A 26,724-nucleotide genomic window follows, 5' to 3' on the forward strand; every position below is an offset into this window, starting at 1 on the left:
CCATGCCTCCCACGCCGATGGACCCGGAGATCGCCGCGCTGCTGCACCGGTTCGGGGTCGACGGGCCGGGGCCCGACACCCCGCCGTCCGTCGCCGAGATGCGGGCGGGCAACCGCATGCTGTCGCTCGCCGTGGCGCCCGACCCGCCCCTCGCGGTCGGCTCGGTCGACGACGACCGGGTGGCGGGGGTGCCGGTACGGGTCTACCGGCCCGAGACGGCCACGGACCCGATGGCGACCGTCGTGTTCTTCCACGGCGGGGGCTTCGTCGTCGGCGACCTCGACACGCACGACGGGGTGTGCCGCCGACTCTGCCGCGACGTGGGGGCGGTGGTGGTGAGCGTGGCGTACCGACTGGCGCCCGAGTTCCCCTTCCCGGCCGCGTTCGACGACTGCGTGGCGGTGACGAGCCATGTCTCCGACGCCGTCGCCGACTACGGCGCGGGCAAGCTCGCCGTGGCGGGCGACAGCGCGGGGGCGGGGTTGGCGGCGGGGGTGGCGCTCGCCTTCCGCGACGAGGGACGGCCGCTGGCGGCACAGTTGCTGGCCTACCCGTGCACGGACCTGAGCGGGGCCGGTTCCCACCCCTCGCGGGTGGAGAACGCGACGGGATACCTGTTGACCACGGCGGAGGTCGAGAACGACATCCGGCTCTACCTCGGCGACGATGTCGCCGCGGGCGGCCGGGCCCCGGCCTCCCCGCTGCTCGCGGGGGATTTCGCGGGCCTGGCCCCGGCGGTCATCGGCTGCGGGGAGTGCGATCCGCTGCGGGACGAGGGGCTGGCCTATGCGGAGGCGCTGCGCGCGGCGGGGGTGGTGGTGAGGGTGCACCGGTACCCGGGTCTCATCCACGGCTTCCTCAACTTCGATACGAAGTCGGCGGCGGTGGAGGCGGCGGTGGGGGAGCTGTACGGAGAGTTCGGGTCGTTGCTCGACTGAGCCGGTTTTTCGGGGGGACGGCCCGCGAGGGGGCCCGGGCCGCCGTTGCTGGCTACTCTGCACGGGTGACCACCGAGTTGACCTTGCTTACGCGCGTCGCCTACCGGGGCCAGGAAGTGACCGCCCCCCGGCTGCGCGGCCTCCTCGCGCTGCTTGCCGAAGATCTGCGGGCGGGGTGCAGCACCGGGCGCCTCGTCGAGGGGCTGTGGCCCGAGGAGCAGCCCGAGCGGCCGGGCAAGGCCGTACAGGTCCTCGTCTCGCGGGTGCGGGCGCAGCTCGGGCCGGATGTCATCGCCAGCACCCCGGCCGGGTACCGGCTCGCGCTCGCCGAGGACCAGGTCGACAGTTCCGCCCTGCTGCTGCACGCCGCGGCGAGCGAGGCGCGGGCCCGGGCCGGCGAGCACGGCGAGGCGCTGGCCGAGGCCGAGGCCGGGCTCGCCCTGTGGGACGGGGTCGTCGTGAGCGCCGACGGGGAGGAGCTGATCGATCCCGTCGCCGCGCTCTGTCTCGCGCGGGCCGCGACGTACCGCTCCCTCGCCCGGGCCCGGGCGCTCGCCCTCGCCCGGGTCGGCAGGCGGGCGGACGCCGTCAAGCCGCTGGTCCAGCTCGCCCGCGAACTGCCCCGGGACGAGGAGGTGTTGGCCGAACTCATACGCTGCGAGGCCGCCACCGCGGGGCCCGCCGCCGCGCTCACCCGGTACGACTCCTACCGCCGTGCCCTGCGGGACGAGCTCGGGGCCGACCCGGGCGGTGAACTCAAGGAGATTCACCAGGAGTTGCTGCGCGGCGAGGCTCCCGTCGTGCGGCACGGCGTGCTGCACGAGCCGAACCCGCTGCTCGGCCGGGACGCCGACGTCGCCGCGGTCACCGGGCTGCTGCGCAGCGCCCGGGTCGCCACCGTCGTCGGCCCGGGCGGGCTCGGCAAGACCCGGCTCGCCCATGCGGTGGCCCGCGCGGCCGAGCAGCGGGTGGTGCACTTCGTGCCGCTCGCCGGTGTCACCCTCGACGACGACGTGGCCGCCGAGGTCGCCTCGGTGCTCGGCGTCGCCCTGCGCACACCGGGCCCCGCCGGGATCGTCACCGGCATCGTCGGCGCGCTCGGCCAGGGTCCCGCGCTGCTCGTGCTCGACAACTGCGAGCACGTCATCCGGGGCGCCGCCGAGCTGGTGCGGGCCCTGGTGTCGCGCTCGAAGGAGCTGCGGGTGCTCGCCACCAGCCGGGCGCCGCTCGGCCTGACGTCGGAGTCCGTGTACGCGCTGCCGGAGCTCGGCCTCGTCTCCACCGTGGAACTGTTCCGCCAGCGGGCCCGCGCCGCGCGGCCCGACGCGGAGCTGCCGGAGCCGGCGGTCCAGGAGCTGTGCCGCCAGCTGGACGGCCTGCCGCTCGCGGTCGAGCTGGCCGCGGCCCGGGTCCGGGTGCTGTCCGTGCCCGAGATCGCCCGCCGGCTGCGGGACCGGTTCGCGCTGCTGCGCGGCGGCGGAAGGGACGTACCGGAACGCCACCGCACCCTGCGCGCCGTCGTCGAGTGGAGCTGGAACCTCCTGGAACCCGAGGCCCAGGCCGCGCTGCGCGCCCTGTCGGTGTTCCCCGGCGGCTTCACCGAGGACGCGGCCGAGCACGTACTGGCCGACGCGGACGCGCTGTTCCTCCTTGAGCAGCTCGCCGACCAGTCGCTGATCAAGGCGGCCGACACCGCGTCCGGGGTGCGCTTCCACATGCTGGAGACCGTACGGGAGTTCAGTGCCGGCCGCCGCGCGGAGGCGTGCGAGGAGGAGCTGGTCACCGACCGGTTCCTCGGCTGGGCACGGGACTTCGGCCGGGAGCACAACGACGCCCTGTTCAGCTCCGACGGCCTGAACGGCTGGGAGCTGATCAGGACCGAGCAGGACAACCTCGTCCTCGCCCTGCGGCACGCGCTGGCCCGTGACGACCGTCCCGCCATCGCGGCCCTCACCGCCGTGCTCGCCTCCCTCTGGGCCACCGACTCCAACTACATGCGCCTGACTGATCTCGCCGCCGACAGCGCCGGGCCGCTCTCCCACTTCCGGCCGGGCCCCGAGGACGTCGAGTCGGCCCGCAGCGCCGCGGTGGTGTGCGCGCTGAGCCTGTTCATGGGCTACGGGCCGCACGCCGTACGCCAGTTGGTGACCCTGCGCAGGCTGCCGGCCGCCGAGCCGGACACCCTGATCAGGGCTCTGGACCGGGTCCTGCGCGTGCTGCCCGAGGTGCGTCCGCCGCACTACACGCAGCTGCTCGAACTGTGCGAATCCGAGCACCCGCTGCTCGCGGGCGTCGCCGAGTGCATCGCCAGCTATGTGTGGGAGCACGACCACGAGATGGACCGTGCGCTGGACTCGGCCCGCCGGGGTCTCGACGCCCTGACGCAGGTGCGCAATCCGGCCACCGAGATGCTCGGCCACAGCCGCATCAGCGAGCTGTGCCTGCAGAGCGAGCGCGGCGAGGAGGCGCACCAGCATCTGATGGCCGCGCTGAGCGTCCTGGAGCGGACCGGGGACTGGTCCGACTCGGCCGGCTGGCACGACGCGATCGGCGTGCGCTGGGGGCTCGTACTCGCGTGTCTCCAGCTCGGAGACGTCGACGAGGCGGAGCGCTGGCTGAACCTGGCGACCCTTGAGGCGGAGCCGGAGTCGGTGCGGGCCTTCAGCCCGGATCTCGCGAACCGTGCGGAGATCGCGCTGCTGCGGGGCCTGACCGAACTGGGCCTCGGCCTGTGGCGGCAGGCGGTGGCGCAGCTCCGCGGCGTCGACGCGCTGCACGCCAACGACCCGTTCGTGCAGGCGTGGTCCCTTCAGGTCCAGTCGGCGGCCGTGGCCGCGCACGCCCGGCACGGCCGTCTTGAACCGGCTGCCGAGCTGGCCGCCCAACTGCACGTACGGGTCATGGAGTTGCTGGCCGGCCCGAGAGCCGAGGGCAGCTCCACCGAGCTGCCGGTCGCCGGAACGGTGCTGCTGGCCGTCGGCCTCGTCGAGATCACGAAGGGCAACACCACCGTGGGCGTACGCCTGCTCGCGCTCTCCGAACGGCTGCGCGTGCACCGGGAGTTCCCGACGATGTCCACCGCCCGGTCCCGCGAGTCCGCCGAGAACGCCGACGGGGCGGCGTACGCCGACGCGGTGTCGGAGTACGCCGCCCTGGGGCGGAGCGACCTGGAGGCGGCCGCCGTGCGGTTGCTGCGCGGCATCAGCGCTGCGGATCCTGATTGAACTTCGCCTTCGACCAGAAGTAGCCGAGCACGGTGAGGCCGAGAGCCCAGGCGATGGCGAGCCATCCGTTGTTGCCGATCTCGGTGCCGAGGAGCAGGCCGCGCAGGGTCTCGATGGCGGGGGTGAAGGGCTGGTACTGGGCGATCGGCTGGAACCAGCCCGGCATCGAGTGGAGCGGCACGAACGCGCTGGACAGCAGCGGCAGCAGGACCAGCGGCATCGCGTTGTTGCTGGCGGCCTCGACGTTCGGGCTGATCAGGCCCATGCCGACGGCGATCCAGGTCAGCGAGAGGGAGAAGAGCACGAGCAGCCCGAAGGCCGCGAACCACTCCAGGACGGAGGCGTCGGTGGAGCGGAAGCCGATGGCCACGCCGACCGCGCCGACGACGACCACGCTGAGGATCGACTGCAGCACGCTGCCGATGACGTGTCCGACGATGACCGAGCCGCGGTGGATCGCCATGGTGCGGAAGCGGGCGAGGATGCCCTCGGTCATGTCGTTGGAGACGGAGATCGCGGTGCCGACCACGGTGCTGCCGATGGTCATCAGGAGCAGCCCGGGGACGATGTAGGCGATGTACTTGGCGCGGTCGGGGCCGCCGCCGCCGATGCCCATGCTCATGGTGTCGCCGAAGATGTAGACGAAGAGCAGCAGCAGCATGATTGGCGTGAGCAGCAGGTTCAGGGTGAGCGACGGGTAGCGCCGGGCGTGCAGCAGGTTGCGGCGCAGCATCGTCGAGCAGTCGCGTACGGCGAGGGACAGGGAGCTCATCGGACGGTCTCCTTCTGGGCGGCACCGGCCGGGACGGTGGCGACGGGGGCGGTGGGGTGGCTGGTCAGGGCGAAGAACACGTCGTCGAGGTCGGGGGTGTGGACGGTGAGCTCGTCCGCCTCGATGGCGGCGGAGTCGAGCCAGTCGAGGATGGCCCGCAGCTCGCGCTGGCTGCCGCCGCTCGGAATCTGCAGCGAGAGCGACTCGTCGTCGCGGGTCGCCTCGCGCAGCGCGACGGCGGCGCTCTGGTACGCGGCCGGGTCGGTGAAGCGGAGCCGGACGTGGCCGCCGGGGACGAGCCGCTTGAGCTCGCTCGCGGTGCCCTGGGCGACGAGCTTGCCGCCGTTCAACACCGCGATCCGGTCGGCGAGTTCGTCGGCCTCGTCCAGGTACTGGGTGGTGAGGAACACGGTCACGCCGCCCGCGACGAGGCCGCGGATGATGTTCCACATGTTGTGCCGGCTGCGCGGGTCGAGGCCGGTGGTCGGCTCGTCGAGGAAGATGATCCGCGGGCTGCCGACCAGCGTCATGGCGATGTCGAGGCGCCGGCGCATGCCGCCGGAGTAGGTGGAGGCGGGCTTCTTCGCGGCCTCGACCAGGTCGAAGCGTTCGAGGAGCTCGGCGGTCACCCGGCGCCCCTCGCGGCGGGACAGGTGGTTCAGGTCCGCCATGAGCAGCATGTTCTCCTCGCCGGTGATCAGGTTGTCCACCGCCGAGAACTGCCCGGTCACCCCGATCGCGGCGCGCACCGACTGGGCGTGGGAGGCCAGGTCGTGTCCGGCGACCCACAGCTCGCCGGCGTCGGCGCTGATCAGCGTGGAGAGGATCTGCACGGCGGTGGTCTTGCCGGCGCCGTTCGGGCCGAGCAGCGAGAAGACGGTGCCGGCCGGGACGTGGAGGTCGATGCCGTCGAGGACGGTCTTGTCCCCGTAGGCCTTCCGCAGCCCGGTGGCCGCGATCGCGGTTTCGTTCGTCGTTGAGGTCATGCCGCAGAGCTTGCGGCGGACCGGGTTCAACGCGGTTTCAGCCGGGTTTCAGGGGCCCCGGCCGGGTGAGTCCGGCGCCTGCGGGCAAGGCGTCCCCCTCGCCCACACATGCTGATGGGCCCGGTACCCGGTCGGGTACGAGGCCCATCGGCGTACGTGCGGTGGGGCGATCAGGCGGCGGCGAGGGAGATCTCGGTCGACTTGATCAGTGCGACGACGGAGGTGCCGGCGGTCAGGTTCAGGTCGGTGACGGCGTCCTTGGTGATCGCGGCGGTGAGCTCGCCGCCCTGGACGTCGACCTTGACGGAGGCCATGGCGCCACCGGTGGCGACGTCGGCGATGGTGCCCGGGATCTGGTTGCGGATGGACAGGCCCTCGACCGGGCCGGTGGCCAGCGAGACCTCGGTGGACTTGATCAGGGTCTTGACCGCGGCCCCCTCGGCGAGGCCGAGCTCCTTGACGGCCTCCAGGGTGATCGCGGCGGTGATGTCCTGGCCGCCGTCGAGACGGACCTTGACGGTCGCCATGACCTCGCCGGGGGTGACGGCGGTGACGGTGCCGGCGATCTGGTTGCGGATGCTCAGGCTCATGAAGAAACGCCTCACGTAGGTGGTGCCGATTTGTCAGGCTTTGGCCTGCAACATGGTTCACGCTATCGGCGCCCGGGGGCCGCGTTTCGAAGGGTGTCGCATCCGCGAGCCTCATTCGGCGGCGAGGGTGGCAGATTCGACGGTCCCGAACGGCCCGAGTTTCTTGGACCGTGCGGCCCGGCGGTATGGGGGCTTTGGACCCTGTCTCGGCGGTCGGATCCGCCCCACCCCGCCTGGGCGGAGAGGGGCGGGGTGGTGGCAGCGTGGCCCCGGGCCGTCAGAGGCCCAGGTCGGTGAAGAGCTGGTAGCTGGTGGGGTCGCCGGACAGCTGCCAGTTGATGCCCTGGAGCAGGAAGCAGGCGATCAGGTTGCTGGCGGCGAAGACGGTGATCACGGCCAGGGTGACGGTGGCGGCCCTGCGCAACGCGGGCGAGGTGGCGGTGGCGTTCAGGGGCTCGGACTGGGGAGTGAGGAAGAGGGCGGCCGCGGCGGCCACGGCTGCGCCGAGGAAGGCGATCAGGGCCCAGGTGTACAGGTGCAGGCCGAACAGGGCGCCGGCGTAGCCGGGGTCGGGGGGCACGATGTGCATCAGGACCTGGGCGGCCGAGACGGTGCTGCCGATGAGGGCGGCCACGATGGCCCAGCCCCATCCGGAGGCCCACTCGCGGGTGGTCACCTCGCCCTTGCGGGAGCGGGCGATGATCCAGGCGGGGCCCACCGCGCTGAGCAGGAAGAACATCCGCTGCAGCAGACACATGGGGCAGGGGTACTCCCACAGCCCGAACTGGAAGAAGTAGGCGCCCGCGAGGGTGCCGCACAGCCCGATGACGTAGGCGTGGGCGAACCAGAGGCCCAGCCGGTTGGAGAGCCGGACGGGGCTGGTGGTGGACGCGTCGGTGGACACGGCGGTGGTCACGGTGGTGGTTGCCATGGGAACTCTCCCCCTCAGAGGGCGATGTGGAAGGTGTGGGTGATGACGTGGGGGAGGAACGCGATCGCCGTGGCGACCAGGGTCCCGGCCCAGAGCAGGCTGCGGGAGCGGGCCGGCCAGTCGCGGAGCACTGCCATCACACACAGGAAGATGAGGAGGAAGAGGAGGGTGTACATGAGGTCCCAGCTTCATCGGGGGGTCCGTTGTTCTTTTCTTCCTCCACCCTCCGCCTGCCGGCGCGGGGCGGGTAGCCGCAACGGACCGATGCATCCATAGAACCGTTCTATGCCCTCGCCGGGGCGGCCTCCGGCCGGTGTGCGATGGCGTACAGGTCGCGGGCGGGGCCCGTGGGGCGTCGGCCGGTGGGCCAGATGGCGCGGAGCGAGCGGCTCAGGTCGAGGCCGGTGATCGGGACGGCCCTGAGGGTGGCGGAGGCGAGCTCCGCCTGGACCGCGAGGGAGCTGAGCACGGCCGGGCCCGCTCCGGAAGCCGCGGCGGTCTTGATGGCGGTGGTGGAGGACAGCTCCAGGAGGGGAGCGGTCCGCCAGTCGGGGAGCTGCGCGGTGACGGCCCGTTCGAAGGAGGTCCGGGTGCCGGATCCGGCCTCCCGGTGGATCAGCGGGGTCGCGGCCAGCTCGTCGAGAGTGATCGCGGTGCGCCGCGCCCACGGGTGGCCCGGGGCGACCACGACGACGAGCCGGTCGCGGGCCACGAGGCGGCTCTCCAGGCCCTTGGGAGCGCGCGGGCTCTCGATGAACCCGATCTCGGCCCGCCCCTCCAGAACCGCCTGGGCCACCTCCGCCGAATTGCCCGACCGCAGCGCGATGGAGGTCCCCGGAGTGCGGGCGCGCAGGGACATCAGCCAGCGCGGGAAGAGGTATTCGGCGATGGTCTGACTGGCCGCCACATGCAGGTGCGAGTCGCGCTCCGCGCGCAGGGTGTCGATCCCCGCGCCGAGCTGCTGCGCCGCGTCGATCACGGTACGGGCCCATTCGGCGACCAGGGACCCGGCCGGGGTGGGCCGGGAGCCGAGCGTGGTGCGTTCGAGGACGGGCAGCCCGACCAGTTTCTCCAGGTGGCGGATGCGGGAGCTGGCCGAGGGCTGGGTGATCCCGTGCGCCTCGGCGGCCCGCCCGAGGCTGCCCAGTTCGATGACGCTGAGCAGCAGGTCAAGGGCGGTGAGGTCCGGGACGCGGGGCGGGAGGGGCATAGAGCCATTCTATGGGCGCATCGGTTGGCTGCCATTGCTGTCAGCGCTGCGTCTGCCGCCACCGGCCACGTCGAGGGCGGCCCGGGACCGCCCTCGCGCCGCCCCTGATTGAGCCTCAGGAACCCATATGGCAGCTTCGATGAGCGCTGCGGGAGATATCGGATTAGCCTCCGGAATGAGCGCAAAGTGGATCTTTTGATGGTGCGCTCCAGTCGAACCAAGGAGGAGCAATGCGCAAGCTTCACAAGGCCGCTGTCGCGGCCGCCATGCTCGGGGGCCTGAGCCTCATAGCCAGCGGCACCGCAACCGCCCAAGGTGCAGACGGTGGCCACGGCCACGGCGGCCATTGGTGCAAGACCCATGACCTGAACATCGACATCCTCGGTCAGGTCGGGTTGCTCAACGGCCTTCTGGGCAACGCACTCAACGGTGAGGGCAACCCAGGCGCACAGTTCGACGGTGTCGGCTCCAGCTGCTGACACGGTCATCACTGAGCAACTGGGAATCGTGTAACGCCGCTTACCGATTAAGGGCCCGGCGCCCGGGCGAGAAGCCCGGCGCCGGGCCCTGTCCATGCGCACCGCCCGCACCCGCTGTCCGCACGCGGCGCGGCGGTCGGCCCCCGATCCGGCCGTCGGGTCAAGTGGCCGCCGCCGTCAGGGTTTTGGTGACGAGGGAGTCGAGGTAGGCGTCGTCGATGCCGGGGACGCGGAAGAGGGTGCGGAGGTAGAGCGGCGCGAGGATCCCGTCCAGGACGTCGGTCATCCGCAGGCGGGGTTCTCCGCGTGACACCGCCCGGTCGAGCATGGCCTGGAGGTCCTGCCCGCGCGATGCCAGGGCGTTCGGGGCGCTGCCCGTGTCCGGGGCTTCGGTGCGCGCGGCGATGAGGGCGCGCAGGAGGACGGCCGCGTCCGGCCCCTCCAGCGAGGCGGCCGCCCGGTGGGCGTACGCGAGCAGGTCTCCGCGCAGGCTCCCGGTGTCGGGGATGGCCGACACGGACGAGAGGCGCTCCTGGGAGAGGTCGAGCACGATGGCGTTGGTGGTGCGCCAGCGGCGGTAGATGGACGTCTGGTGGACCCCGGAGCGTTCCGCGATCTCGGCGATCGGGATGCGTTCGTGGCCCTGTTCGGCGATGAGTTCCGCCGTCGCCTTGAGGACGGCCTCCCGCACGCGGGCACTGCGTCCGCCGGTGCGGCGACGCGGCTGGTTCTCCGGCCCGGGCCGGCTGTCGGGCTCGGCCTCGTGCTCGCCGGCTCTGTCGTCCTCGTTCATGGCCAAAACACTAACGCACTGCTTCTTGCGTTTGCCGGTTCGGCCGCGCTACCTTCCTAACGCAATCATTCTTGCGTTAGGGGAGCTGTCATGAAGCCGATGCTGTTCGAGGACGACCCGCAGTTCTGGTACGAGACCCTGCGGGCGCTGGGCCACGCCGCCTACGGCGGCTCCGACTTCGGCGAGGTCGTCGCGACCGCCGAGAAGATCACCGCGGGGGACTACGACAGCTGGTACGAGCAGTGGTCGGCCACCGCCGAGCGCACCGCCACCGAAGCCCGGACGGCGCTCGCGGGCGGGCACCGCGTCACGGCGCGGGACGCCTTCCTGCGGGCGAGCAACTACTTCCGCTCGGCGGAGTTCTTCCTCCACGGCAACCCCGACGACCCGCGCATCGCCGCCTCCTACGAGCGCTCGGTCGACTGCTTCCACGCCGCCGCCCGCCTCTTCGAGCCGAAGATCGAGCCGGTGGAGATCCCGTTCGAGGGCACGGTGCTGCGGGGCTACTTCTACCGGGCCCCCGGCGACGCCCCCGCGCCGACGATCGTCATGCACAACGGCTTCGACGGCTCGGCCGAGGAGATGTACTTCTTCGGTGGTGCGGCGGGCCTGGAGCGCGGCTACCACGTCCTGACGTTCGACGGCCCCGGCCAGCCCGCCGCCCGCTTCCACGACGGGCTGCCCTTCCGCCCGGACTGGGAGAGCGTGATCACCCCGGTCGTGGACTGGCTGACCGACACCCGCCCCGAAGTCGACTCCGAACGCATCAGCCTGCTCGGACTGAGCATGGGCGGCCTCCTCGCCCCCCGCGCGGCCGCCTTCGAACACCGCCTTGCCGCAGTGATCGCCGTCGACGGCGTCTACGACCTCGGGCAGATCAGCACCAAGAACCTCCCCATGCCCCGCCCCGAGGCCGAGGCGCTGCTGCGGGCCGAGCACGCGCCCGAGATCGACGCGGCGATCGAAGCCCTGATGAAGACGGATTCGACGGCGCGCTGGGCGATCACGCATGGCTCGTACGCCATGGACGTGGCGACCCCGCGTCAGTTCCTGGCGTCCTACCTGGACTACACCCTGGCCGACGGAATCGCCGAGAAGATCACCTGCCCCACCCTGGTGTGCGAGGCCGAGGACGACCTGTTCTTCGCCGGTCAGGCCCAGCAGCTCTACGACCACCTCAGCTGCCCCAAGACCCTCCAGCTCTTCACCGTCGCGGAAGGCGCCGGAGCCCACTGCCACACCGGCGCCCAGCGCCTGGCCATGGGCCGCATCCTCGACTGGCTCGACACCACCCTCAACCACTGAGTCCGGGCCAGGAATCCCGGCCGGCCCCGGCGGCGCCCACCTCACAGCCGCGCCCCCGAGGGCTGCCGCTGTAGCCGAACTCCTCCGTACCGGGCAGACCATCTCCCGCCCGGCACAAGGGAGTTCGGCCCTCGGTACTCCAATCCGGGGGCTGACCAGGCCAGCGCGGAGTTCTCGATGATCGGGCGGCGCCTTGGCGACCGCACGGTGGCGCCTCGGCGGACCGTGAAGCCAATAAGCCTGTGACAGAACGAAGACGTCGCGGAAGACCGCCTGTAACTCGATGCGAGATACAAATACTTCCGACCGCACGCACCGCGCCACGTCTGGGGGAACACCATGAAGTACACCCGCGTCGCAGCTCTCGCCGCCATAGGGCTCGCCGCCACCCTCTCGCTCACCGCCTGTGGCAACGACGACGGCTCCGGGAACGACTCGTCGTCCTCCAAGAGCTCCCCGTCCGCGCCTTCTTCGTCCTCGGACGGCGCCTCGACGTCGGACGGCACCTCGAAGCCTCAGGCCGGCAACGCGAAGTCGGGCTCCGGCAAGGGCGCCGAAGCCGGCGCCGCCGGCGGCACGGCGAAGACCGGCGGCAAGTCCACGTTCTGCAAGACGGAGGACCTGGCCATCGACGCCACTAACGCCGCCCCCGACAAGACCTCCGGCAGGATCAACATCACCATGGTCAACCGGGGTTCGACCACCTGCTCGGCGACGGGCTTCGCGGGCGTCGACATCAAGGACGCCGACAACACCTCGAACCCCATCGGGCGCGGCCCGGCCCAGCCGCGCATCACCACCCTGAAGCCCGGCGACGCCGCCGTCTTCGACCTCGCCTACACCATCGACAACAGCGGCCACAGCCTCTCGAACCCGACCAACCTCCAGGTGACACCCCCGAACGAGACCCACACCGTGACCCTGAACTGGCCCGCGGGCGCGGGGAAGATCAAGGGCGCCTACACCGACGTCGAGGTCTACCCCACGCACACGACCAAGTAGGCCAAGGATCCTGTTCGGACACGCGAGTTGCACCGCAGCCCTGCGCTGGTGCAACCAGAACGTCCGGCACCTCGACGTCCTGGCCGCCGGAGCCCTGGTCGAGGGCTGCGCGCCGCCTGTGTTGTGAGAGCCCCGTGACCTTCTCACGCGAATTCTGCGTTGCTCTCGCCGCCCCAGGGTGGAATCGCGAGTGTTCGGCAAACTCCTCCTGGAATGCCCCAGTTGAGCTCCGTGATCTCCCGTGCCTACGGTGCGAGTGCGGCGGAACGACCACCTGCCGCGAAAGCACAACAAACGGGATTCAGCATGCGCACACTCGCACATTACGCCACCGGCACCGCACTGATAGCCGGGATTCTGGGCGGAGCCACCGGGGCCTACGCCTCAACTCCCGGCAGCGCAACGACCGTCCAGGGGGACGTGGACAATCTGCTGGCCCCGGGCGGCAAGGACACCACGTTCGTCCGGGACACCGTCTGGAAGATCACGCCGCCCGTCGGCCTGCACATCGTCTCGGGCCCCAACGGCGGGTTCGAGTACGCCAACTCCGCGGACAAGCCCGTCATGAAGTTCACCCCGCAGGACGTGATCGACGCCGCCGGTACAACACACAAGGTGACGTGGACCGTCAAGGGACGGACGGTTCACCAGCATGTCGACATCAGGGGTGGTTCGGTCAAGGGACACCTGGCTCCCCTGATCGAGACGTACGGGTTCTGGGGCTGGGTCAACTGCGTCGGCAAGGCGTCAAAGGGCTACGCCGTCGGCGGCGCGGTGGGCGGCTGCGTGGCAGACGCGGAGACCGGGTGTGCGCCGGGCGCGGTGGCCGGAGCCGGGGTCGGTGCCATCGCCGGGGCCGCAAGTGGCCTTTCCACCTGCTGAGCACGGTTGTCTGTCGGCACGGCGTTGAACCGGGAGCGATACGAATGACCGAGGCTCGCATGAGTACAAACCGAATCAGGGCTCTCGCGATCGTGGCAGCAGCCTGCGCGGCGGGGGTGCTGGTGAATCAGGTAGGCGGCTGGCTCGGATGGGTACTGGCCATCGCCACCGCGGCCGCCATCGGCGGTGTTGCCCGCTGGTGGCAGCGACGGTGAGTCAATCAGCGTGAACCGGAAGGGCCCGAATCCGGGCTCCGCCGGCCAACCGCGACCACCGGCCCAGCACCTGATCGTCGAGACGCACGGCATCCCCCTGGCGACGGTTGTCACCGGCGGTTTCCACCGCGCCCGGTTCGCGTCAGTCGGTGGTGAACAACAGGACCGCGTTCTGGACGCCGAAGCCGAACGAGGAGCTGAGGCCCGCGTTCTTGGTCGCCGGCCGCGGTCGGCCGACGACGATGTCCAGCTCGTGATCGCCGTCCTGGCCCTCGAAGTTCGCCACGGGCGGCACGGTCCGACGGCGCAGGGCGAGGACCGTGTACGCCGCCTGGATCGCACCCGCCGCCCCGAGAGCATGGCCGATCACGCCCTTTACCACCGCTCCGGCGAGGATCACGCGGACATCCTCTCCATGCTCATGGCGGCACGTGACGACGCGGGGGAGCCGATGAGCGACCGCGAGGTGCGCGACAACGTCACCACCATGTTCACCGCGGCGAACGCGGCGGGTCGTGCCAGCGCCATGGTGTGGGCCCTGCACCTGCTCGACGGCAAGCCGCCTCCTCGCGCCCCGTGCTCCCCCGCGTCAACACGCTGCTGGAGTCCCTGCCCCCGGCGATGACGCCTCAGCCACGGGGCTCCCGGTCATGACCGCGCCGCCCACCTCCGCGGCAAGCGCCCTCAGCGCGCGGAACGTTCACAAGGCGTACGGCAAACACGTCGTACTTGCCGGCGTCGCCCTCACCATCCGTTCCGGGGAGACGGTCGGCGTCGTCGGGGAGAACGGCGCCGGCAAGAGCCCCCTCCTGCGCATCCTGTGCGGAGACCTTCGGCCGGACAAGGGCAGCGTCACGATCGAGGGCACCCTCAGCCGCTGCCCCCAACACCCCGTTCTCAACAATGCACTTACGCCGTCCCAGCACCTGAGCCTGTTCCAGGAGGCCTTCGGCCTACGGAAGCTGGACCACGCCCACGAGCTGATCGACCAGCTCGCCTTCGCCGATCACCTGGACGTTCCCGTCAAAGTCCTCAGCGGCGGAACACGGCAGAAGCTCAACCTCGTCGTCGCCCTTATGCACGAACCCGACGTGGTACTGCTCGACGAGCCCTACCAGGGCTTCGACTGGCAGACCTATCTGGCCTTCTGGGACCTCGCCGCCGCCCGCCGCGCAGCCGGGCGCACCACCGTCGTCATCTCCCACCTCGCCTACGACATCGACCGTCTCGACTCCGTCGTTCAACTCGGCGACAAGGCGGCCGCCTTGGCCAAGGGAGCCGACCGGTGAAGGCCTATCGCATCGCGGCCCGCTACAACCTGGTCGAACTCGCCAAGAACAGGCTCGCCGCGCTCCTGCTGGCCGTCCTCATCCCGATGTGGATCCTCACCGCGCCACAGGTCTTCGCCCCCGCCTCGCTGACCTTCCGGCTACGCGCGACCGGCCGGACGCTCACCGCCGCGTCGGACCACGTGAGCCTGATCCACGGTTGCCTCGCGTGGTCATGCTCCTGACGGCCTTCCTCACCTTCAGCGCCGGCCGCCAGGCCGGCCCCCTCGACCGCCGGCTCACCGCGGCCGGCGACTCGCGCACTCGCTCCTGCTGGCCAAGGCCACCTCGCTGCTCTCGGCCGCCGCGCTCGTCGCCCTGTACACGACCGTATGGACGCTGGCCGTATGGTCGCCCCGCCACCCGGAGTTCCTGTGGCTCGGGCTCTTCACCGCATGCCTGGTCTACGGAGCGCTCGGCCTCGTCCTCGCCCTCTTCCTGCCCGGTGAACTCGAAGGCATGGTCGTCATCTTCGTCACCAGCAACCTCGACCTGCTCCCACAAAGCCCCCTGGTCAACCCCGATCCGCACGGGTTCCTGGGCCCCCTGCTCCCGGTGTACGGCCCCATGCAGACCTGCCTCGCCGCCGCCCTGGCCCCCTCGATCCCGCTCCGACCCGTAACCGCAAGCCTCGTGTGGACCGGCGCCCTCACCGTCATCGCCCTGCTCGCCTTCTGCATCCGAACCGGCAGTCGGCAGCCCCGTGACACTTCACGCTTGGCCCTGTATGGCAGCTGACCCTGGAGGCGGCATGGCTGGGTGGGCGGCTGACCGTAGCAGTCCGCACGATGCCTGGGAAGGCGAAGGATCCCGTCTGCGTGGTGTGCAAGCGATGGTGAAGCCCCGACCAGCCGGGGGAAACTGGCCGGGGCGGCTTGGGGTTGAGCGGCACGTCGCGTGTGGGTTCAGCGTGGGCCGAGGGTCCAGCGGGGGCCGGTGGGGCTGTCCTCGATGACGAGGCCGGACTGGGTGAGCTGGTCGCGGATGGCGTCGGCGGCGGCCCAGTCCTTGCGGGAGCGGGCGGCCTCGCGCTGTTCCAGGACCAGGCGTACCAGGGTGTCGACGGCCCCGTGGAGGTCCTCGCCCCGGTCGGACTCGCCGGCCCAGTGCGAGTCCAGCGGGTCCAGGCCGAGCACGCCGAGCATCGCGCGGACCTCGGCCAGGCGGGCGGTGGCGGCTTCCTTGTCGTCGGCGGCCAGCGCGCTGTTGCCCTGACGCACCGTGGTGTGGACGACCGCCAGGGCCTGCGGCACGCCCAGATCGTCGTCCATGGCCTCCGCAAACGCGGGCGGCACCTGGGCGGCGGGCTCGACAACGCCCCCGGCCTTCTCCACCACACGCTGGATGAAGCCCTCGATCCGCGCGAACGCCGACTCGGCCTCGCGCAGGGCCTCCTCGCTGTACTCGATCATCGACCGGTAGTGCGGGGTGCCCAGGTAGTAGCGCAGCACGATCGGCCGCCACTGCTTGACCATCTCGGAGACCAGCACACTGTTGCCCAGCGACTTCGACATCTTCTCGCCGGACATCGTCACCCACGCGTTGTGCACCCAGTAGGCGGCGAAGTCGTCACCGTAGGCCTTGGCCTGGGCGATCTCGTTCTCGTGGTGCGGGAAGACCAGGTCGAGGCCGCCGCCGTGGATGTCGAACGCACTGCCCAGATACTTGTGGGCCATCGCCGAGCACTCCAGGTGCCAGCCCGGCCGGCCCCGCCCCCACGGCGTCTCCCAGTCCGGCTCGCCCGGCTTGGTCGCCTTCCACATCGCGAAGTCCCGCGGATCCCGCTTGCCGGTGATGCCCTCCTCGGCCGGCTGGCGCAGATCGTCGATGTCCTGGTTCGACAACTGGAGATAGCCCGGGAAGGAACGCACGTCGAAGTAGACGCTGCCGTCCGCCTCATAGGCATGACCACGCTCGATCAGACCGCGCATCATCTCGACCATCTCGGTGATGTGCCCGGTCGCACGCGGCTCATAGGTGGGCGCCAGGCAGCCCAGCGCGGTGTAGCCGTCGTTGAACGCGCGCTCGTTCTCGTACCCGATCGACCACCACGGACGGCCCTGCTCGCCCGACTTCCTGATGATCTTGTCGTCGATGTCCGTGACATTACGGATGAACGTGACGTCATAACCCCGGTACTCGAACCAGCGCCGCATGATGTCGAAGTTCAGCCCCGACCGGATGTGCCCGATATGCGGAGCCGCCTGAACCGTGGCACCACACAGGTAGATCGAGACACAACCCCGCGAGAGCGGGACGAAATCACGAATCTGCCGGGCGCTGGTGTCGTACAGGCGAATGGCCATGGAGGGGTGCTTCCAAGGTGTTGGTGGACGACTAACTTGCGCAACTGGCCCAGGAGTTGGAGCTCTCACAAAAGCACCGGGTGCTCCTGCGCCGTGCAGGAGCACCCGGAGAGGTCCCGTTGATACGGGCCGTCTTGATTACTTGCTGACGTGGCAGCCCTGGGTGCAAACGCTGGTGGTGCAACCAGCGGCGCTGACGCAGCCCGGGGTGCAGAGCGACCAGCTCGTGATCTGAGGGCCGGCCTGAACGTCTTCAGCGGCCTGAACCTGGGCGTCGAGGTCAAAATCAGACATGTCTCAACCTTTCTAGATATTGCCCGCAGAGGGCTAGTGCGAGCGGAGGACCCGTTCGCTGAGAGCGACTCTGCCAGGCGGAATTCACGGCCGGATCACACGGCGTTCACGGGAGGCTCGACCCCTTGGAGGGCCCGTCTTCGGTGCCTGACTGAAGGCGCCGGAGTGGCAAGAGAGGGATCGTAGGGCGTGAGGCATGAGGGGCCCGACAAAAGTGCTTGCACTTAGCAACGAGTTGCCTGGCGCTAAAAGACCTTTGCTCAACGACGCAACTGCGACTACGATGTAGCAGTCATGTGACGCACCCTTTCTGTCAGCTTGTGGGCTGCAGCGCCTGGGGACGGGCGGCAGGGTGCTCGCACTACATACGGGGGTTGGGGAATGTATGACCTGGCGTCAATCTGTCATGCTCCAAAAAATGAGTCCAAAGACGAGTCCGGGGCCGCTGTACCCGCGCATCCGCCACACTTCGACTTAGACGCCCAACTGTCGGTGAATATTCCCGCAGGGTTGAGGGTAAGCATTCTGGGGCGCTGCGAAGTAAATGGTCACCGAGTAACCCACAGCAAGGCGATGGAGTTCATCACTGTGCTCGCCACAGCTGGTGGTTCAATGAGTCGGGATGGTTTGCATCACCGAATCTACGAACGCGATATATCCGGCTCCACGCTGCCCACTCTGGCGTATCGCGCCCGGCGTCTTGGAATCAGCGTTCGCTACGAGGCACTGGGCCGCCGGTACTCGCTGGCCGAGTCGGTGACGGTGGATGCCTTGGAAGTGCTCAGGCTGTTGAAGGAAGGCAAAGCGGCAGACGCATTAATTCTCTACCGCGGGCCGTGCCTTCCGGAAAGCGACAGCCCATTCGTGGTCTCCTTGCGCCAGACGATAGAGGACAAGTTGGTCCGCGCCGTACTGGACTCCGGTGACCAGGAATTGATCAAAGCCGCGAGCCGAATGATTGACCACTGGGAGCTCGCGGAACCGGCAGCAGTGGGCGACGACCCATTCTCTGCCGTCTTGTCAGATGCCTACCTGCGTAGCATGGGACTTTCCTTCGGGGAGCAGCGGTGAAGCTGTCGCTGTTGATACCGACGGTACCCGCAACGGTTGAACAGGCGGTGCCGTTCGCGCGCTATGTGGCCCAGAATTCGCAGCTCACCCGCTTGTGGCAGGGACAGAGTTACGGACTGGAGCCTGCGGCGACGTTCGCCTACCTGGCAGGTGCCGGTTATCCGGTCGCTGCCGGGACGTGCTTGCTGGTCACACCCCTGCGGCACCCCGCACAGGCCGCCCTGGAAGCGCGCACTGTCGCGGCAGTCACCGGACAACCGGCGGTGATTGGGTACGGGCCGGGCAGTCGGGCGATGCAAGCGGCTCGGCTCGGCTCCGCATACGAGAAGCCCGTCGAAGCGTGTGTGGAGTTTCTGCACGCTACGAGGAGCTGCCTGGCGCAGCGCTGGGATCCGGTGGTGCAGGGCTCGACGTCCCGCTACTTCCGTCCGGGTGAGCCGCTGCCTCCGGTGCCGCACCCGCGTGTGCAGCTCGGCCTGGGCGTACTGCGACCGGCTATGGCCCGAGCGGCGGGCAGAGCCGCTGACGCTGCCATCACCTGGTTGGCTCCGGCAAAGTACGTGCAACACACGCTGATGCCGGAAATAGCAGAGGGAGCCGAGTCCGCAGGCCGTACGGGCCCCTCCGTGATCGCGGCGGTGCCCATGGCAGTGGCACGGCCGGGGCGCAACTCAATCGACCTGGCTCATCTGTCGGCGGGCGGGCACCTCGTTCTTCCGCATTACGCGGACATGTTGGGGAGAGCCGGAGCTGAGGTACCCACGAATGATCCTGTCGCGGCTGCGAAAGAATTGATCGCCTGCGGAGGATTCCTCTATGGAAGCCCATCTCGCATCGCTGACGGTTTGAGTAATTACGCTGCTGCCGGCGTGGACGAGGTGATCCTCAACCTGACTGGCGTCCACAGCTGGTACGGCACGGACGAAACGCTGCTGGATCTCAACGAGATCCTGGCAGCCACGGTTTCAGCGCATTGATGACTGGGAGTTTGCGATGAAAAATTCTGACTACCAGATCTCGGACCGTGCTCTTGTTCGAGCTCCCGTTCGGCCCACGGATTTCTACCCGGGCCGGCCTGCCGACCGGAGCCCGCTCGACGGTATGCGCGCGTTATGGGCAGACGAGATCTTTCGAGAAGCTGTCCGCGTGGCCAGTTCTGTGCTGGCCGATCAAGTCGATGCACTGCTTTCCGCCCCGGCCGGCAGCACGGCAGGGGAGCGGGACAAGAGGATTCAGTCTCTTTATCGCGGTGTCCTCAAGTATGCGATACGCATCTCCACGCGTACCACGCCATTCGGTGTCTTCGGTGGGAGCGCGATAGTCGGCTTTGGAGAAGAGCCGCTCGTGCTGGGTCCGAATCAAGAACATCGGAAGCATGCTCGCGTAGGATTTTCTTACCTCAAGCAGCTGGCCGATTCGGCAACTGCTGCTCTTGGTGACGGTATGCGTGTGGTGGCCAATCCGACTGCTTATGTGACCGGGGACCGAATCGCGGTCATGGTGAACCCCCAGGCAGCAGACGGAAAAGTAAATGAGAAATCCAACGTCAGATACACGCCTCCGGTGCGACACGTCATGGGCGTGGCTCGCCAACCGATCTCCCTTTCGGCGATAACGGCGAGTTTGAATAGTGCATTCCCGGATGCCAAGAGCGAGGTGCTGGTCCGCTTCGTCAATGAGCTCGTTGAGCACGGCCTTTTGATAAGCGAGTTGACTCCGTCGGCGTTCGACACCGATCCAACAGCCCGTTGGATGCGTGCCGGCCTGGATGGCAAGGGCCAGATATCACGGCAACTGCGGGCAGCACGGGATTCCATCGCGACGTACCGTGCCACTGCTCTGGGCCGCGGAATCGACGAACTGAATGCCGTGTACGCCGCTCTGCGCACAGACGTCCACGCTGCTCAGGAGCAGCTTCAGGTCGACCTTTCCATCGCGGTGTCGGGGCAGATTCCCGCTGGCGTGGCGCCCAGGGTCGAGGCGGCAGTCAGCGCGATGATGCGCATGTCTCTCCTGCCGGCCCGCTTCCCTGAACTCCAGCGTCACACCGAGCGGTTCGCCGACAAATTCGGCCGGTCCCTCGTCCCGTTGCACCGGATGTTCGATCCCGTACAGGGCATCGGCGCCCCCGCCGGGTATCCGTCATCACGGCACCAGCCGAGCGAAGGGATGCCCGCTGACGGGGAGTGGCTGGGCGCTGTGCGCCGGCTGCGGGCGGGTCTGATCGACCGTGCTCGACGCACCGGAGCGAACACCGTGACGATCACTCCGGGGGATCTCGCCGCTTTCCCCACTCCTCCGGGGACACCACCGCCGAGCTACGACGCGTTCTTCCAGCTCGACGGTGACGGCGAAGAAGACATCAGGATCATTCTTTCTCCGATCGGGCTTGCCACCCCTGCGGGCAAGGCGGGTGGAAGGTTTGCGTACGGCGACCCGGACATCGAGGCGCATGTCCGAGACCTGATCGGCGCCGAGAAAGCGGCTCAGCCTGACGCCATCCTGTGTGAGCTGGACTATGTCAGCAACCGGTCCCGGGTGAACAATGTGGCTGTCGCGCCGAGCGTGTACGACTACCAATTGAAGGTGACGACCGGCGTGTTCGCAGCCGGGGACGCCTCGCCCGAGCAAGTCGCATTCGCAGATCTGCTGGTGGGCGCAGAGGACGGTCGGTTCCACCTGGTCCATGCCCCCACCGGGAAGCCGGTGGCGATCCGCACAGCAAATCTCGTCAATCCGGAAATCGCCGCCGATGTCGTCCGGTTCATTCAAGAACTCGCCCTGGACGGGACCATCCGACCCGCTTGGACCTGGGGCGATATGGAGTTGCTCATGGGCTTCCTCCCTGGGGTGGAAGTCGGCGGAGTGACTCTCTCGTTGCCCACGTGGCGCGTCCCTGTCCTGTCCGGTGACCCGGACGAACAGGATGAGCAGCTCATGGAGTGGGCCGCTGATGCAGGGCTGCCGTCCTATGTCTACGTCGGCACTCTCGACAACCGGCTCCTCTTGCACCTGCGGGACCGGATCCATCGTGACCTGCTCCGCAAGGAGGTGGCCGACGGCGCGGAATGTGTCTCGGAAGCACCGGAGCCGAGCCGCATGGGCATCATCCGCGACTGCGACGGCCGGCGATACGCGAGCGAAGCGGTGCTCTCGGCAGTCGCGCGGTACCCCGTGCCGGTCGAGCCGCCGCCGACCACACCGCACTTCGACACCACGGTCGATGCCGTGCGGAGCCTGGCACCGGGTACGGAGTGGTGGTACCTGCGCGTTTACGGAGACCGCGAGAAGCAGAACGAGATCCTGTCCCGGCTGGCAGCAACCTACGCCGAACTCCCCGACCAGTGGTTCTACATCCGTTACGCGGATCCGGACGACCATGTGCGCATACGCGTACGCTCCGCGGAAGGGGCGTTTGACCAGGTGCGTGAGGTGATTGGCGAGTGCGTGCGAGCCGGCCTCGCCCACCGCTACCACGTCGACCCCTATGTCCGGGAACTCGAACGGTACGGCGGGCCCGATGTGATGCCCATAGCCGAGCGAATCTTCTGCACGGAGTCCCAACTTCTCGCCTCGGTAAAGCAGTTGTGCCTGGCTCCCGAGCTGGCGCAGGCGGCTCACCGGCTGGACGGCGAGGAGGACCTCGACGGTCCGCTGGGCCAAACACTGCGGGATGCCGCGCACTTGATGGATCACTACCTCGCGGCTCTGGAGCTCACCAGCCAGGAGACCACTGAGCTGCTGGAGCTCATCAACACTGGCTACAGGTCGGAGTTCTCCACCACCAGCCCGGCTCTGCGCAAGGCGATTCGTCCGCTGATACGGAGGCAGCCGTCGGATGCGGCTCTCTCGGCGGGCCCGGTCCTGCACGACGCATTGGTGCCTGACACCCAGGCTCTTCTGCGAGCCCTTGCCAAGGGCGGTATGCCGTGGCACTTGCGGGCCATGACTCTGCAGAGCCTTCTGCACATGTTCGCCAACCGGATGGGCCTCCCCCGGAACCGCGAATACCAGGCGCTGTTCCTCCTCAGCGTCATCAAGCGATCCGAGGCCCACAAGGAAAGGACGGTCCGGCCGTGATCGGCGAAGCAATGGTGGCCTCGTCACCCATGAGTGGACGGACCAGGGACGAGGCGGTGGCCGCCGGGTGGGAGATTCTGCACCGGATTCGCGACTACCGTGGCGACCTGGCCGAGCTGACCGTTCCCGAACCGTTCACAACGGAACCGATCAAGGTCTGGCACCCTCTCAGCACTGATCCGGGTGACCTCGGGATGGCCCTCATGTACTCGGCCGCCGACGAACTGCGGCCCGATGACGGATGGGACCGGCTTGCGTTCGAGCACGCCCGGAGCATGTTGGCGTACTACACCAGCGCCGTGGACCTCGGCGTTGGACTGTTCAATGGGACGGCGGCTGTCGCATACACGCTGCGTGCCCTCTCCCGGGGTGGGGAGCGCTACCAACGGGCACTGCACGATGTCGAGGCGACGCTGGCCATGCGCATCGAGCGTCAGCTAGCCGCCCTGCCCTCCGCGGGGGGACTCTCCAGCCAGAACTACGACGTGATCTCCGGACTCGCCGGTGCGGCGATGTACCTGCTCTCTGCGGGAGACGGCGACGAGCGGCGTCTCCATGTGACCGAACGAGTGCTGGACCAATTCTGTCGTCTGGCTGTTGCCCGCCCCCCTCTGGGACTGTGGACGCCTCCAGGGAAAATTACGGAGATCGAACGGACGAGGTCACCGCATCTGCATGACGGCTACCTCAACCTCGGCTTCGCCCACGGGATTTCAGGCGTTGCTTCGGTCCTGGGCTCGGCAGCCTCCCGCGGAATCGGTTCGTCCGTGGTGACCGGCGCGGTGACCGCGCTGGGTGAGTTGCTTACGGACTGCCTGGTGGAAACCGACTACGGACTCGATCTGCCCTACTTCAAGCTGCCTGCCGACTGGCAGCACGAACAGCTCGGGCTGGCGAGGTCTGCCTGGTGCTACGGAAACCTCGGTGGGGCGGTGGCCCTCGCCAACTGCGCGAGTGTGGACGTGCGGTTCCTCGACACAGCGATCCAATTGCTGGAGTCCGTCGAGCGGCGTCCACTGGAACTTCGACAGATCGACAACCCGTCCCTGTGCCACGGCGTCGCGGGCCAGATCAGTATCCAACGCCACATCGCTGCGGTCGCCCAGGCCCACGGACGACACTGGAACGGACCGTCCGAAGGCACGGTGGCGCAGTTGCTGGCCATGGCCGATGACACTGCGGCATTCGGGTTGAGGAACAACAACGTCCCTGGCGCCCAGACGGACTCGCCTGGATTCCTGACGGGTTCGGGTGGTGCTGCGGTCGCTCTCGTCTCTCTGGGCAGCGACAGGATCACCGCTGCTGAGTACATGCTGTGCGGAGGCGTCCCATGCTGAGCGTTGCCGGCATGTCAATGTCCTATCGCAAGGCGCCGGTCCCGGTGTTCAGCGACGTGGACTTCAGGGTCCCGGCCGGATGCGTCGTGCCACTGCTCGGGTCGAACGGGGCGGGCAAGACCACTTTGCTCAAGATACTGTGCGGGCTCATCACCCCCACCGTGGGCTCAGTGCGCGTAGCGGACGTCGACATAGTGCGCCGTCCCACAGCCGCGCGAACACACCTCGGGGTCTCCCTCTACCCGGAGCGCAGCTTCTACTTCCGGCTGACCTGTGTGCAGAACCTGCGCTACTACGCTTCGCTGCGGAACCTGTTCGGGACTCCGGCCAAACAGGAGATAGCGCGCCTGCTCGACCAGGTGGGACTCGCCGAACACGCAGATACACAGTTCATGCGGCTGTCCTTGGGGCAGCGAAAGCGGCTCGGGCTGGCCCGGGCGCTGCTGGGGCAGCCACCACTGTTGCTGCTCGATGAACCGACAGCGAACCTCGACGCCGAGAACGTCGCACGGTTCTACGACATCATCGCTGACCACGCAGGTAGCGGCGGCTCGGTGCTGTTTTCCACTCACAACGAGGGCGACCTGACCAAGGCCACGGAGCAGTTCCTGCGGATCGAGAGCGGGCAGGTGCTGCCGACGCCGACTCCGGGAGCCTCTGGTCTGGTTCCTGATGGTGCATCAAGTGACGTGGCTGAGCGGCCAGATCTTCAGGAGGCCCGGTGAACGTCGTCCGGCAGTTCGGTGTCCATGTACTCCAGATCTACTGGGAGCGCCGCTCCTACAGAACCGCGATTGCCCTGGGGACCATCACGTCCTTGATCTCGCTGGTCCAGTTCCTCCTGATGGGCAAGTTCCTGCAGGACGGCAACACTTTCAATGGGATTCAGGGATACGGAGGCAACATCATCAGCTTCCTGATGTCCGGGTCCGTGTTCACCGGGTTCGTGGCAGTCAGCCTCGGCGCGTTCAGCAATCACCTGCAGATTGAGCAGCGCACCGGCACCCTGGAAGCCGCGGTGGTGATGCCCGTCCCACTGACCCGCGTCATGCTCTACTCCGGTGCCGGCGGTCTGATCGGGACCACGGTGGGTTCTGTGGTCATGTTCGGCCTGTTCGGAGTGGTCTTCGACATCCCGATCTCGGTGAATCTGCTGGCCACCCTGGCAGTGCTGGCGCTGTTGGTCCTCACGCTGGGCAGTTTCGGGCTCGCCGGCTGCGGGGTGCTGCTCATCACCAAGCGCGGAGACCCGGTGCGTTGGGGCATCACCACCCTGACCACGCTGCTGTCCGGCGTCATGTATCCGATCTCGATACTTCCCGGTTGGCTGCAAGCCGTCGCACGGGCTCTGCCCACCACGCAGGCGCTCGACGGGATACGTAAATCCCTGCTCACCAACGCCGACTTGGGACAAGTAGCCCCGGCATTGGGCCATATGGCCATCTGGACAGTGGTGATGCTTCCCCTGGGGTTGATCATGTTCACCACCGGGATGTCCAGGGCGCGCCGGGCAGGCTCACTCGGTGAATATTGACCTGGCCGTCCCCGCAACACAACTGCTATCCTCTGTAGCATGTCATCTTGGCGAAAGACTCAACGCCAAGGCCTGGAAGGTCACTTCGGGCCGCTGGAGCTTGCCATTCTGGACGTCATGTGGGCCAGGGGCAGGATGGACGTAGCCGCATGCGTCCAGCGGCTCGACGGCGGGCAGGCGTACACCACGGTGAAGACGGTGATGGAGCGTCTGGTGGTGAAGGGACTGCTGGCGCGGGAGAAAGAGGGCCGGCATTACGTCTACTGGCCTGAGCAGACCCGTCGCGAGGTCGAGCAGAGCGTGGCGGCCGAGCAGGTGCGGCGGGTGATGGACGGGTTCGGCGACCTGGCCGTTGCCAACTTCGTGCGGACGGTGAGCGGCGATGCCGACCAGCTCGCACAGGTGCGCGCGCTGCTGGCGGGCATCGCCGATTCGCCGACCGATGGGGAGGAAGCCGGGCGGGTGCCGGAGACGGACGAGTGAGCACGAGCTGGCTGGGCTATCCGCAGGTGGTGCTGGCCTGGTGGTGCCCCGTGGTCGCCATCGGGCTGTGGCACTTACTTCGCAGGCTTTCGGTTCGTCTTCCGGCCAGGGAGCGGTTCGTTCTCGCTGTCGCCGCCGCCATGACTCCCCTCCTGGCGGTGGCGGTTCCCTATCTGCCCGACAGCCCGTTGCGCGAGGCACTGCCGTGGCGGGCACCGATGGCGTGGGGTATCAGCAGCGGAATCACGGGAGTTGACGGGCGGCACGTGCTGTCGGCTCTCGGGACACAGCTGATGTTCGCCGCGTCCGCGGCACCGCTGGTGTCGCTGGTGGTGTCGTTCACCATCGGAGTGGTGCAGGTCGTGCGGACGGAACGCGCCGTGGCACTGCTGGCGCCTCAGCAGTGCGGTGACGTCTGGGTAGCGCACGCCCAAGGGGAGGCGGCCCGGAATCTGGCGAGTACCGTCGGCTTGCTGCGCCCCAGGATCGTCCTGAGTTCGGCGGTGGCCGCGTCTGCGGAGGCGCCCGCGATCATCGAGCATGAGCGTGCGCACTCCCGCGCGCGCCACCCCCTGTGGATCTTTCTTGCGACCTGCGCTCTGCGTTCGTGGTGGTGGATCCCCGGGCGCAAGTCGGTGCTGGCGGAAATGCGGCTCGCAGCTGAACTCTGGGCCGATCAGGACGCTCGGGAGGCCGAGGGGGCCGCCGCCGTGGCCAAGGCGCTGTGTGCGCAGATCGACGCCAGGGTCCGGCCGGGTGGCCAGGGTGGCGCGGCGGGGGGCGGCAGCACCCGCTTCCTCGACCCGGGGATAGAACTCGCCCACCGGGCACGGGCATTGGCTTGTCCGCCCCGGACGATCGCGCCCTGGTGGGCGTGGTCGGTACGCGCGGTGACGGCCGCTGCCACGGTCACTGTGGCGATCCTGCTCTGACCCGCCCCGTGTCGGGCGGGGCGATGGACATC

The 26,724-nt window shown here is 68.6% G+C and carries 29 protein-coding genes; 19 read left to right on the forward strand and 10 right to left on the reverse strand.

Going from position 1 to position 26,724, the window contains the following annotated elements:
- Positions 1-2: 2 nt before the first annotated feature.
- The gene (locus OHA17_RS21085; RefSeq protein ID WP_406507885.1) at positions 3-938 is read left to right on the forward strand and encodes an alpha/beta hydrolase; all 936 of its coding nucleotides are present in this window, start codon (positions 3-5) and stop codon (positions 936-938) included.
- 65 nt (positions 939-1,003) lie between these two features.
- The gene (locus OHA17_RS21090; RefSeq protein WP_406507886.1) at positions 1,004-4,162 is read left to right on the forward strand and encodes an ATP-binding protein; all 3,159 of its coding nucleotides are present in this window, start codon (positions 1,004-1,006) and stop codon (positions 4,160-4,162) included.
- Here OHA17_RS21090 and OHA17_RS21095 read toward each other — a convergent pair.
- The 6 genes from OHA17_RS21095 to OHA17_RS21120 form a co-directional block, all read right to left on the reverse strand.
- Complete coding sequence (locus tag OHA17_RS21095) at positions 4,140-4,934, reverse strand: ABC transporter permease (RefSeq protein WP_406507887.1); 795 nt, start codon at positions 4,932-4,934, stop codon at positions 4,140-4,142. The genes OHA17_RS21090 and OHA17_RS21095 overlap by 23 nt on opposite strands.
- On the reverse strand, positions 4,931-5,920 hold the full coding sequence (locus tag OHA17_RS21100; RefSeq protein WP_406507888.1) for an ATP-binding cassette domain-containing protein: 990 nt from the start codon (positions 5,918-5,920) through the stop codon (positions 4,931-4,933). The genes OHA17_RS21095 and OHA17_RS21100 overlap by 4 nt, the downstream gene beginning before the upstream one ends.
- A 170-nt stretch (positions 5,921-6,090) precedes the next feature.
- Entirely contained in the window at positions 6,091-6,510 is a 420-nt protein-coding gene (locus OHA17_RS21105) for a molybdopterin-binding protein (protein WP_406507889.1), read from the reverse strand.
- A 277-nt stretch (positions 6,511-6,787) separates the two neighbouring features.
- A complete protein-coding gene (locus OHA17_RS21110; protein WP_406507890.1) occupies positions 6,788-7,441 on the reverse strand; it encodes a disulfide bond formation protein B in 654 nt (217 codons plus the stop codon).
- Positions 7,442-7,455: 14 nt separating this feature from the next.
- Positions 7,456-7,617 (reverse strand): hypothetical protein, encoded by a 162-nt coding sequence (locus tag OHA17_RS21115; RefSeq protein ID WP_159047794.1) that lies wholly within the window; start codon positions 7,615-7,617, stop codon positions 7,456-7,458.
- A 107-nt stretch (positions 7,618-7,724) separates the two neighbouring features.
- Positions 7,725-8,651 carry a LysR family transcriptional regulator gene (locus OHA17_RS21120; protein WP_406507891.1) on the reverse strand — a complete coding sequence of 309 codons (927 nt, stop codon included), beginning with the start codon at positions 8,649-8,651 and terminating at the stop codon, positions 7,725-7,727.
- A 230-nt stretch (positions 8,652-8,881) separates the two neighbouring features.
- Here OHA17_RS21120 and OHA17_RS21125 point away from each other — a divergent pair, with 230 nt between their 5' ends.
- Positions 8,882-9,130 (forward strand): hypothetical protein, encoded by a 249-nt coding sequence (locus tag OHA17_RS21125; protein ID WP_398874716.1) that lies wholly within the window; start codon positions 8,882-8,884, stop codon positions 9,128-9,130.
- Between the two features lie 160 nt (positions 9,131-9,290).
- Here the strand turns inward: OHA17_RS21125 and OHA17_RS21130 are convergent, their stop codons facing one another.
- Positions 9,291-9,923 carry a TetR/AcrR family transcriptional regulator gene (locus tag OHA17_RS21130; protein ID WP_406507892.1) on the reverse strand — a complete coding sequence of 211 codons (633 nt, stop codon included), beginning with the start codon at positions 9,921-9,923 and terminating at the stop codon, positions 9,291-9,293.
- A 90-nt stretch (positions 9,924-10,013) separates the two neighbouring features.
- Here OHA17_RS21130 and OHA17_RS21135 point away from each other — a divergent pair, with 90 nt between their 5' ends.
- The 4 genes from OHA17_RS21135 (at position 10,014) to OHA17_RS21150 (ending at position 13,327) form a co-directional block, all read left to right on the forward strand.
- Complete coding sequence (locus tag OHA17_RS21135; protein ID WP_406507893.1) at positions 10,014-11,228, forward strand: alpha/beta hydrolase family protein; 1,215 nt, start codon at positions 10,014-10,016, stop codon at positions 11,226-11,228.
- Positions 11,229-11,567: 339 nt separating this feature from the next.
- A complete protein-coding gene (locus OHA17_RS21140; RefSeq protein ID WP_406507894.1) occupies positions 11,568-12,230 on the forward strand; it encodes a DUF4232 domain-containing protein in 663 nt (220 codons plus the stop codon).
- 306 nt (positions 12,231-12,536) lie between these two features.
- A complete protein-coding gene (locus tag OHA17_RS21145) occupies positions 12,537-13,112 on the forward strand; it encodes a hypothetical protein (protein WP_406507895.1) in 576 nt (191 codons plus the stop codon).
- A gap of 59 nt (positions 13,113-13,171) precedes the next feature.
- Positions 13,172-13,327 (forward strand): hypothetical protein, encoded by a 156-nt coding sequence (locus OHA17_RS21150; RefSeq protein WP_406507896.1) that lies wholly within the window; start codon positions 13,172-13,174, stop codon positions 13,325-13,327.
- A gap of 142 nt (positions 13,328-13,469) precedes the next feature.
- On the opposite strand, the gene OHA17_RS21155 is transcribed toward OHA17_RS21150, so the two are convergent.
- The gene (locus tag OHA17_RS21155; RefSeq protein WP_406507897.1) at positions 13,470-13,697 is read right to left on the reverse strand and encodes a hypothetical protein; all 228 of its coding nucleotides are present in this window, start codon (positions 13,695-13,697) and stop codon (positions 13,470-13,472) included.
- Here OHA17_RS21155 and OHA17_RS21160 point away from each other — a divergent pair.
- From OHA17_RS21160 to OHA17_RS21175, 4 genes are all read left to right on the forward strand, one after another.
- A complete protein-coding gene (locus tag OHA17_RS21160) occupies positions 13,686-13,952 on the forward strand; it encodes a hypothetical protein (RefSeq protein WP_406507898.1) in 267 nt (88 codons plus the stop codon). The two genes, OHA17_RS21155 and OHA17_RS21160, sit on opposite strands and share 12 nt — an antisense overlap.
- A 25-nt stretch (positions 13,953-13,977) precedes the next feature.
- A complete protein-coding gene (locus tag OHA17_RS21165; protein ID WP_406507899.1) occupies positions 13,978-14,616 on the forward strand; it encodes an ATP-binding cassette domain-containing protein in 639 nt (212 codons plus the stop codon).
- The gene (locus OHA17_RS21170) at positions 14,613-14,840 is read left to right on the forward strand and encodes a hypothetical protein (protein WP_406507900.1); all 228 of its coding nucleotides are present in this window, start codon (positions 14,613-14,615) and stop codon (positions 14,838-14,840) included. The genes OHA17_RS21165 and OHA17_RS21170 overlap by 4 nt, the downstream gene beginning before the upstream one ends.
- A 274-nt stretch (positions 14,841-15,114) precedes the next feature.
- Complete coding sequence (locus tag OHA17_RS21175) at positions 15,115-15,393, forward strand: hypothetical protein (RefSeq protein ID WP_406507901.1); 279 nt, start codon at positions 15,115-15,117, stop codon at positions 15,391-15,393.
- Positions 15,394-15,560: 167 nt separating this feature from the next.
- Here OHA17_RS21175 and cysS read toward each other — a convergent pair whose 3' ends face one another.
- Both cysS and OHA17_RS21185 read right to left on the reverse strand, forming a co-directional pair.
- Positions 15,561-16,961, reverse strand: coding sequence for a cysteine--tRNA ligase (cysS, locus tag OHA17_RS21180; RefSeq protein WP_406507902.1), 1,401 nt, complete (start codon positions 16,959-16,961; stop codon positions 15,561-15,563).
- 138 nt (positions 16,962-17,099) lie between these two features.
- Complete coding sequence (locus OHA17_RS21185) at positions 17,100-17,255, reverse strand: gallidermin/nisin family lantibiotic (protein ID WP_406507903.1); 156 nt, start codon at positions 17,253-17,255, stop codon at positions 17,100-17,102.
- Positions 17,256-17,828: 573 nt separating this feature from the next.
- Between OHA17_RS21185 and OHA17_RS21190 the strand changes: the two genes are divergently transcribed.
- The 8 genes from OHA17_RS21190 to OHA17_RS21225 are packed head-to-tail and all read left to right on the forward strand — an operon-like array spanning position 17,829 to position 26,692.
- Positions 17,829-18,326, forward strand: a complete 498-nt coding sequence (locus OHA17_RS21190; protein ID WP_406507904.1) for a hypothetical protein — start codon at positions 17,829-17,831, stop codon at positions 18,324-18,326.
- Positions 18,323-19,303, forward strand: coding sequence for an LLM class flavin-dependent oxidoreductase (locus OHA17_RS21195; RefSeq protein WP_406507905.1), 981 nt, complete (start codon positions 18,323-18,325; stop codon positions 19,301-19,303). Before OHA17_RS21190 ends, OHA17_RS21195 begins: the two co-directional genes overlap by 4 nt.
- A gap of 16 nt (positions 19,304-19,319) precedes the next feature.
- Positions 19,320-22,406 (forward strand): lantibiotic dehydratase, encoded by a 3,087-nt coding sequence (locus OHA17_RS21200; RefSeq protein ID WP_406507906.1) that lies wholly within the window; start codon positions 19,320-19,322, stop codon positions 22,404-22,406.
- Positions 22,403-23,743, forward strand: coding sequence for a lanthionine synthetase C family protein (locus OHA17_RS21205; RefSeq protein ID WP_406507907.1), 1,341 nt, complete (start codon positions 22,403-22,405; stop codon positions 23,741-23,743). Before OHA17_RS21200 ends, OHA17_RS21205 begins: the two co-directional genes overlap by 4 nt.
- The gene (ccmA, locus tag OHA17_RS21210; protein WP_406507908.1) at positions 23,737-24,468 is read left to right on the forward strand and encodes a heme ABC exporter ATP-binding protein CcmA; all 732 of its coding nucleotides are present in this window, start codon (positions 23,737-23,739) and stop codon (positions 24,466-24,468) included. The genes OHA17_RS21205 and ccmA overlap by 7 nt, the downstream gene beginning before the upstream one ends.
- Positions 24,465-25,277, forward strand: a complete 813-nt coding sequence (locus OHA17_RS21215; RefSeq protein WP_406507909.1) for an ABC transporter permease — start codon at positions 24,465-24,467, stop codon at positions 25,275-25,277. The genes ccmA and OHA17_RS21215 overlap by 4 nt, the downstream gene beginning before the upstream one ends.
- 39 nt (positions 25,278-25,316) lie before the next feature.
- Positions 25,317-25,760 carry a BlaI/MecI/CopY family transcriptional regulator gene (locus tag OHA17_RS21220; RefSeq protein ID WP_406507910.1) on the forward strand — a complete coding sequence of 148 codons (444 nt, stop codon included), beginning with the start codon at positions 25,317-25,319 and terminating at the stop codon, positions 25,758-25,760.
- A complete protein-coding gene (locus OHA17_RS21225) occupies positions 25,757-26,692 on the forward strand; it encodes a hypothetical protein (protein ID WP_406507911.1) in 936 nt (311 codons plus the stop codon). The genes OHA17_RS21220 and OHA17_RS21225 overlap by 4 nt, the downstream gene beginning before the upstream one ends.
- Positions 26,693-26,724: the final 32 nt, after the last annotated feature.

The sequence above is a fragment of the Streptomyces sp. NBC_00212 genome, assembly GCF_045206365.1.
Taxonomy (GTDB): Bacteria; Actinomycetota; Actinomycetes; order Streptomycetales; family Streptomycetaceae; genus Streptomyces.

What these genes read in the sequence shown, in the direction of transcription:
- OHA17_RS21105 (WP_406507889.1), bottom strand. Translation starts at nt 6,510, where the DNA reads ATGAGCCTGAGCATCCGCAACCAGATCGCCGGCACCGTCACCGCCGTC.
- OHA17_RS21110 (WP_406507890.1), bottom strand. Translation starts at nt 7,441, where the DNA reads ATGGCAACCACCACCGTGACCACCGCCGTGTCCACCGACGCGTCCACC.
- ccmA (WP_406507908.1), top strand. Translation starts at nt 23,737, where the DNA reads ATGCTGAGCGTTGCCGGCATGTCAATGTCCTATCGCAAGGCGCCGGTC.
- OHA17_RS21160 (WP_406507898.1), top strand. Translation starts at nt 13,686, where the DNA reads ATGGCCGATCACGCCCTTTACCACCGCTCCGGCGAGGATCACGCGGAC.
- OHA17_RS21145 (WP_406507895.1), top strand. Translation starts at nt 12,537, where the DNA reads ATGCGCACACTCGCACATTACGCCACCGGCACCGCACTGATAGCCGGG.
- OHA17_RS21100 (WP_406507888.1), bottom strand. Translation starts at nt 5,920, where the DNA reads ATGACCTCAACGACGAACGAAACCGCGATCGCGGCCACCGGGCTGCGG.
- OHA17_RS21085 (WP_406507885.1), top strand. Translation starts at nt 3, where the DNA reads ATGCCTCCCACGCCGATGGACCCGGAGATCGCCGCGCTGCTGCACCGG.
- cysS (WP_406507902.1), bottom strand. Translation starts at nt 16,961, where the DNA reads ATGGCCATTCGCCTGTACGACACCAGCGCCCGGCAGATTCGTGATTTC.
- OHA17_RS21190 (WP_406507904.1), top strand. Translation starts at nt 17,829, where the DNA reads ATGGAGTTCATCACTGTGCTCGCCACAGCTGGTGGTTCAATGAGTCGG.
- OHA17_RS21150 (WP_406507896.1), top strand. Translation starts at nt 13,172, where the DNA reads ATGAGTACAAACCGAATCAGGGCTCTCGCGATCGTGGCAGCAGCCTGC.
- OHA17_RS21125 (WP_398874716.1), top strand. Translation starts at nt 8,882, where the DNA reads ATGCGCAAGCTTCACAAGGCCGCTGTCGCGGCCGCCATGCTCGGGGGC.
- OHA17_RS21185 (WP_406507903.1), bottom strand. Translation starts at nt 17,255, where the DNA reads ATGTCTGATTTTGACCTCGACGCCCAGGTTCAGGCCGCTGAAGACGTT.
- OHA17_RS21130 (WP_406507892.1), bottom strand. Translation starts at nt 9,923, where the DNA reads ATGAACGAGGACGACAGAGCCGGCGAGCACGAGGCCGAGCCCGACAGC.
- OHA17_RS21200 (WP_406507906.1), top strand. Translation starts at nt 19,320, where the DNA reads ATGAAAAATTCTGACTACCAGATCTCGGACCGTGCTCTTGTTCGAGCT.
- OHA17_RS21135 (WP_406507893.1), top strand. Translation starts at nt 10,014, where the DNA reads ATGAAGCCGATGCTGTTCGAGGACGACCCGCAGTTCTGGTACGAGACC.
- OHA17_RS21115 (WP_159047794.1), bottom strand. Translation starts at nt 7,617, where the DNA reads ATGTACACCCTCCTCTTCCTCCTCATCTTCCTGTGTGTGATGGCAGTG.
- OHA17_RS21165 (WP_406507899.1), top strand. Translation starts at nt 13,978, where the DNA reads ATGACCGCGCCGCCCACCTCCGCGGCAAGCGCCCTCAGCGCGCGGAAC.
- OHA17_RS21095 (WP_406507887.1), bottom strand. Translation starts at nt 4,934, where the DNA reads ATGAGCTCCCTGTCCCTCGCCGTACGCGACTGCTCGACGATGCTGCGC.
- OHA17_RS21220 (WP_406507910.1), top strand. Translation starts at nt 25,317, where the DNA reads ATGTCATCTTGGCGAAAGACTCAACGCCAAGGCCTGGAAGGTCACTTC.
- OHA17_RS21175 (WP_406507901.1), top strand. Translation starts at nt 15,115, where the DNA reads ATGGTCGTCATCTTCGTCACCAGCAACCTCGACCTGCTCCCACAAAGC.
- OHA17_RS21120 (WP_406507891.1), bottom strand. Translation starts at nt 8,651, where the DNA reads ATGCCCCTCCCGCCCCGCGTCCCGGACCTCACCGCCCTTGACCTGCTG.
- OHA17_RS21140 (WP_406507894.1), top strand. Translation starts at nt 11,568, where the DNA reads ATGAAGTACACCCGCGTCGCAGCTCTCGCCGCCATAGGGCTCGCCGCC.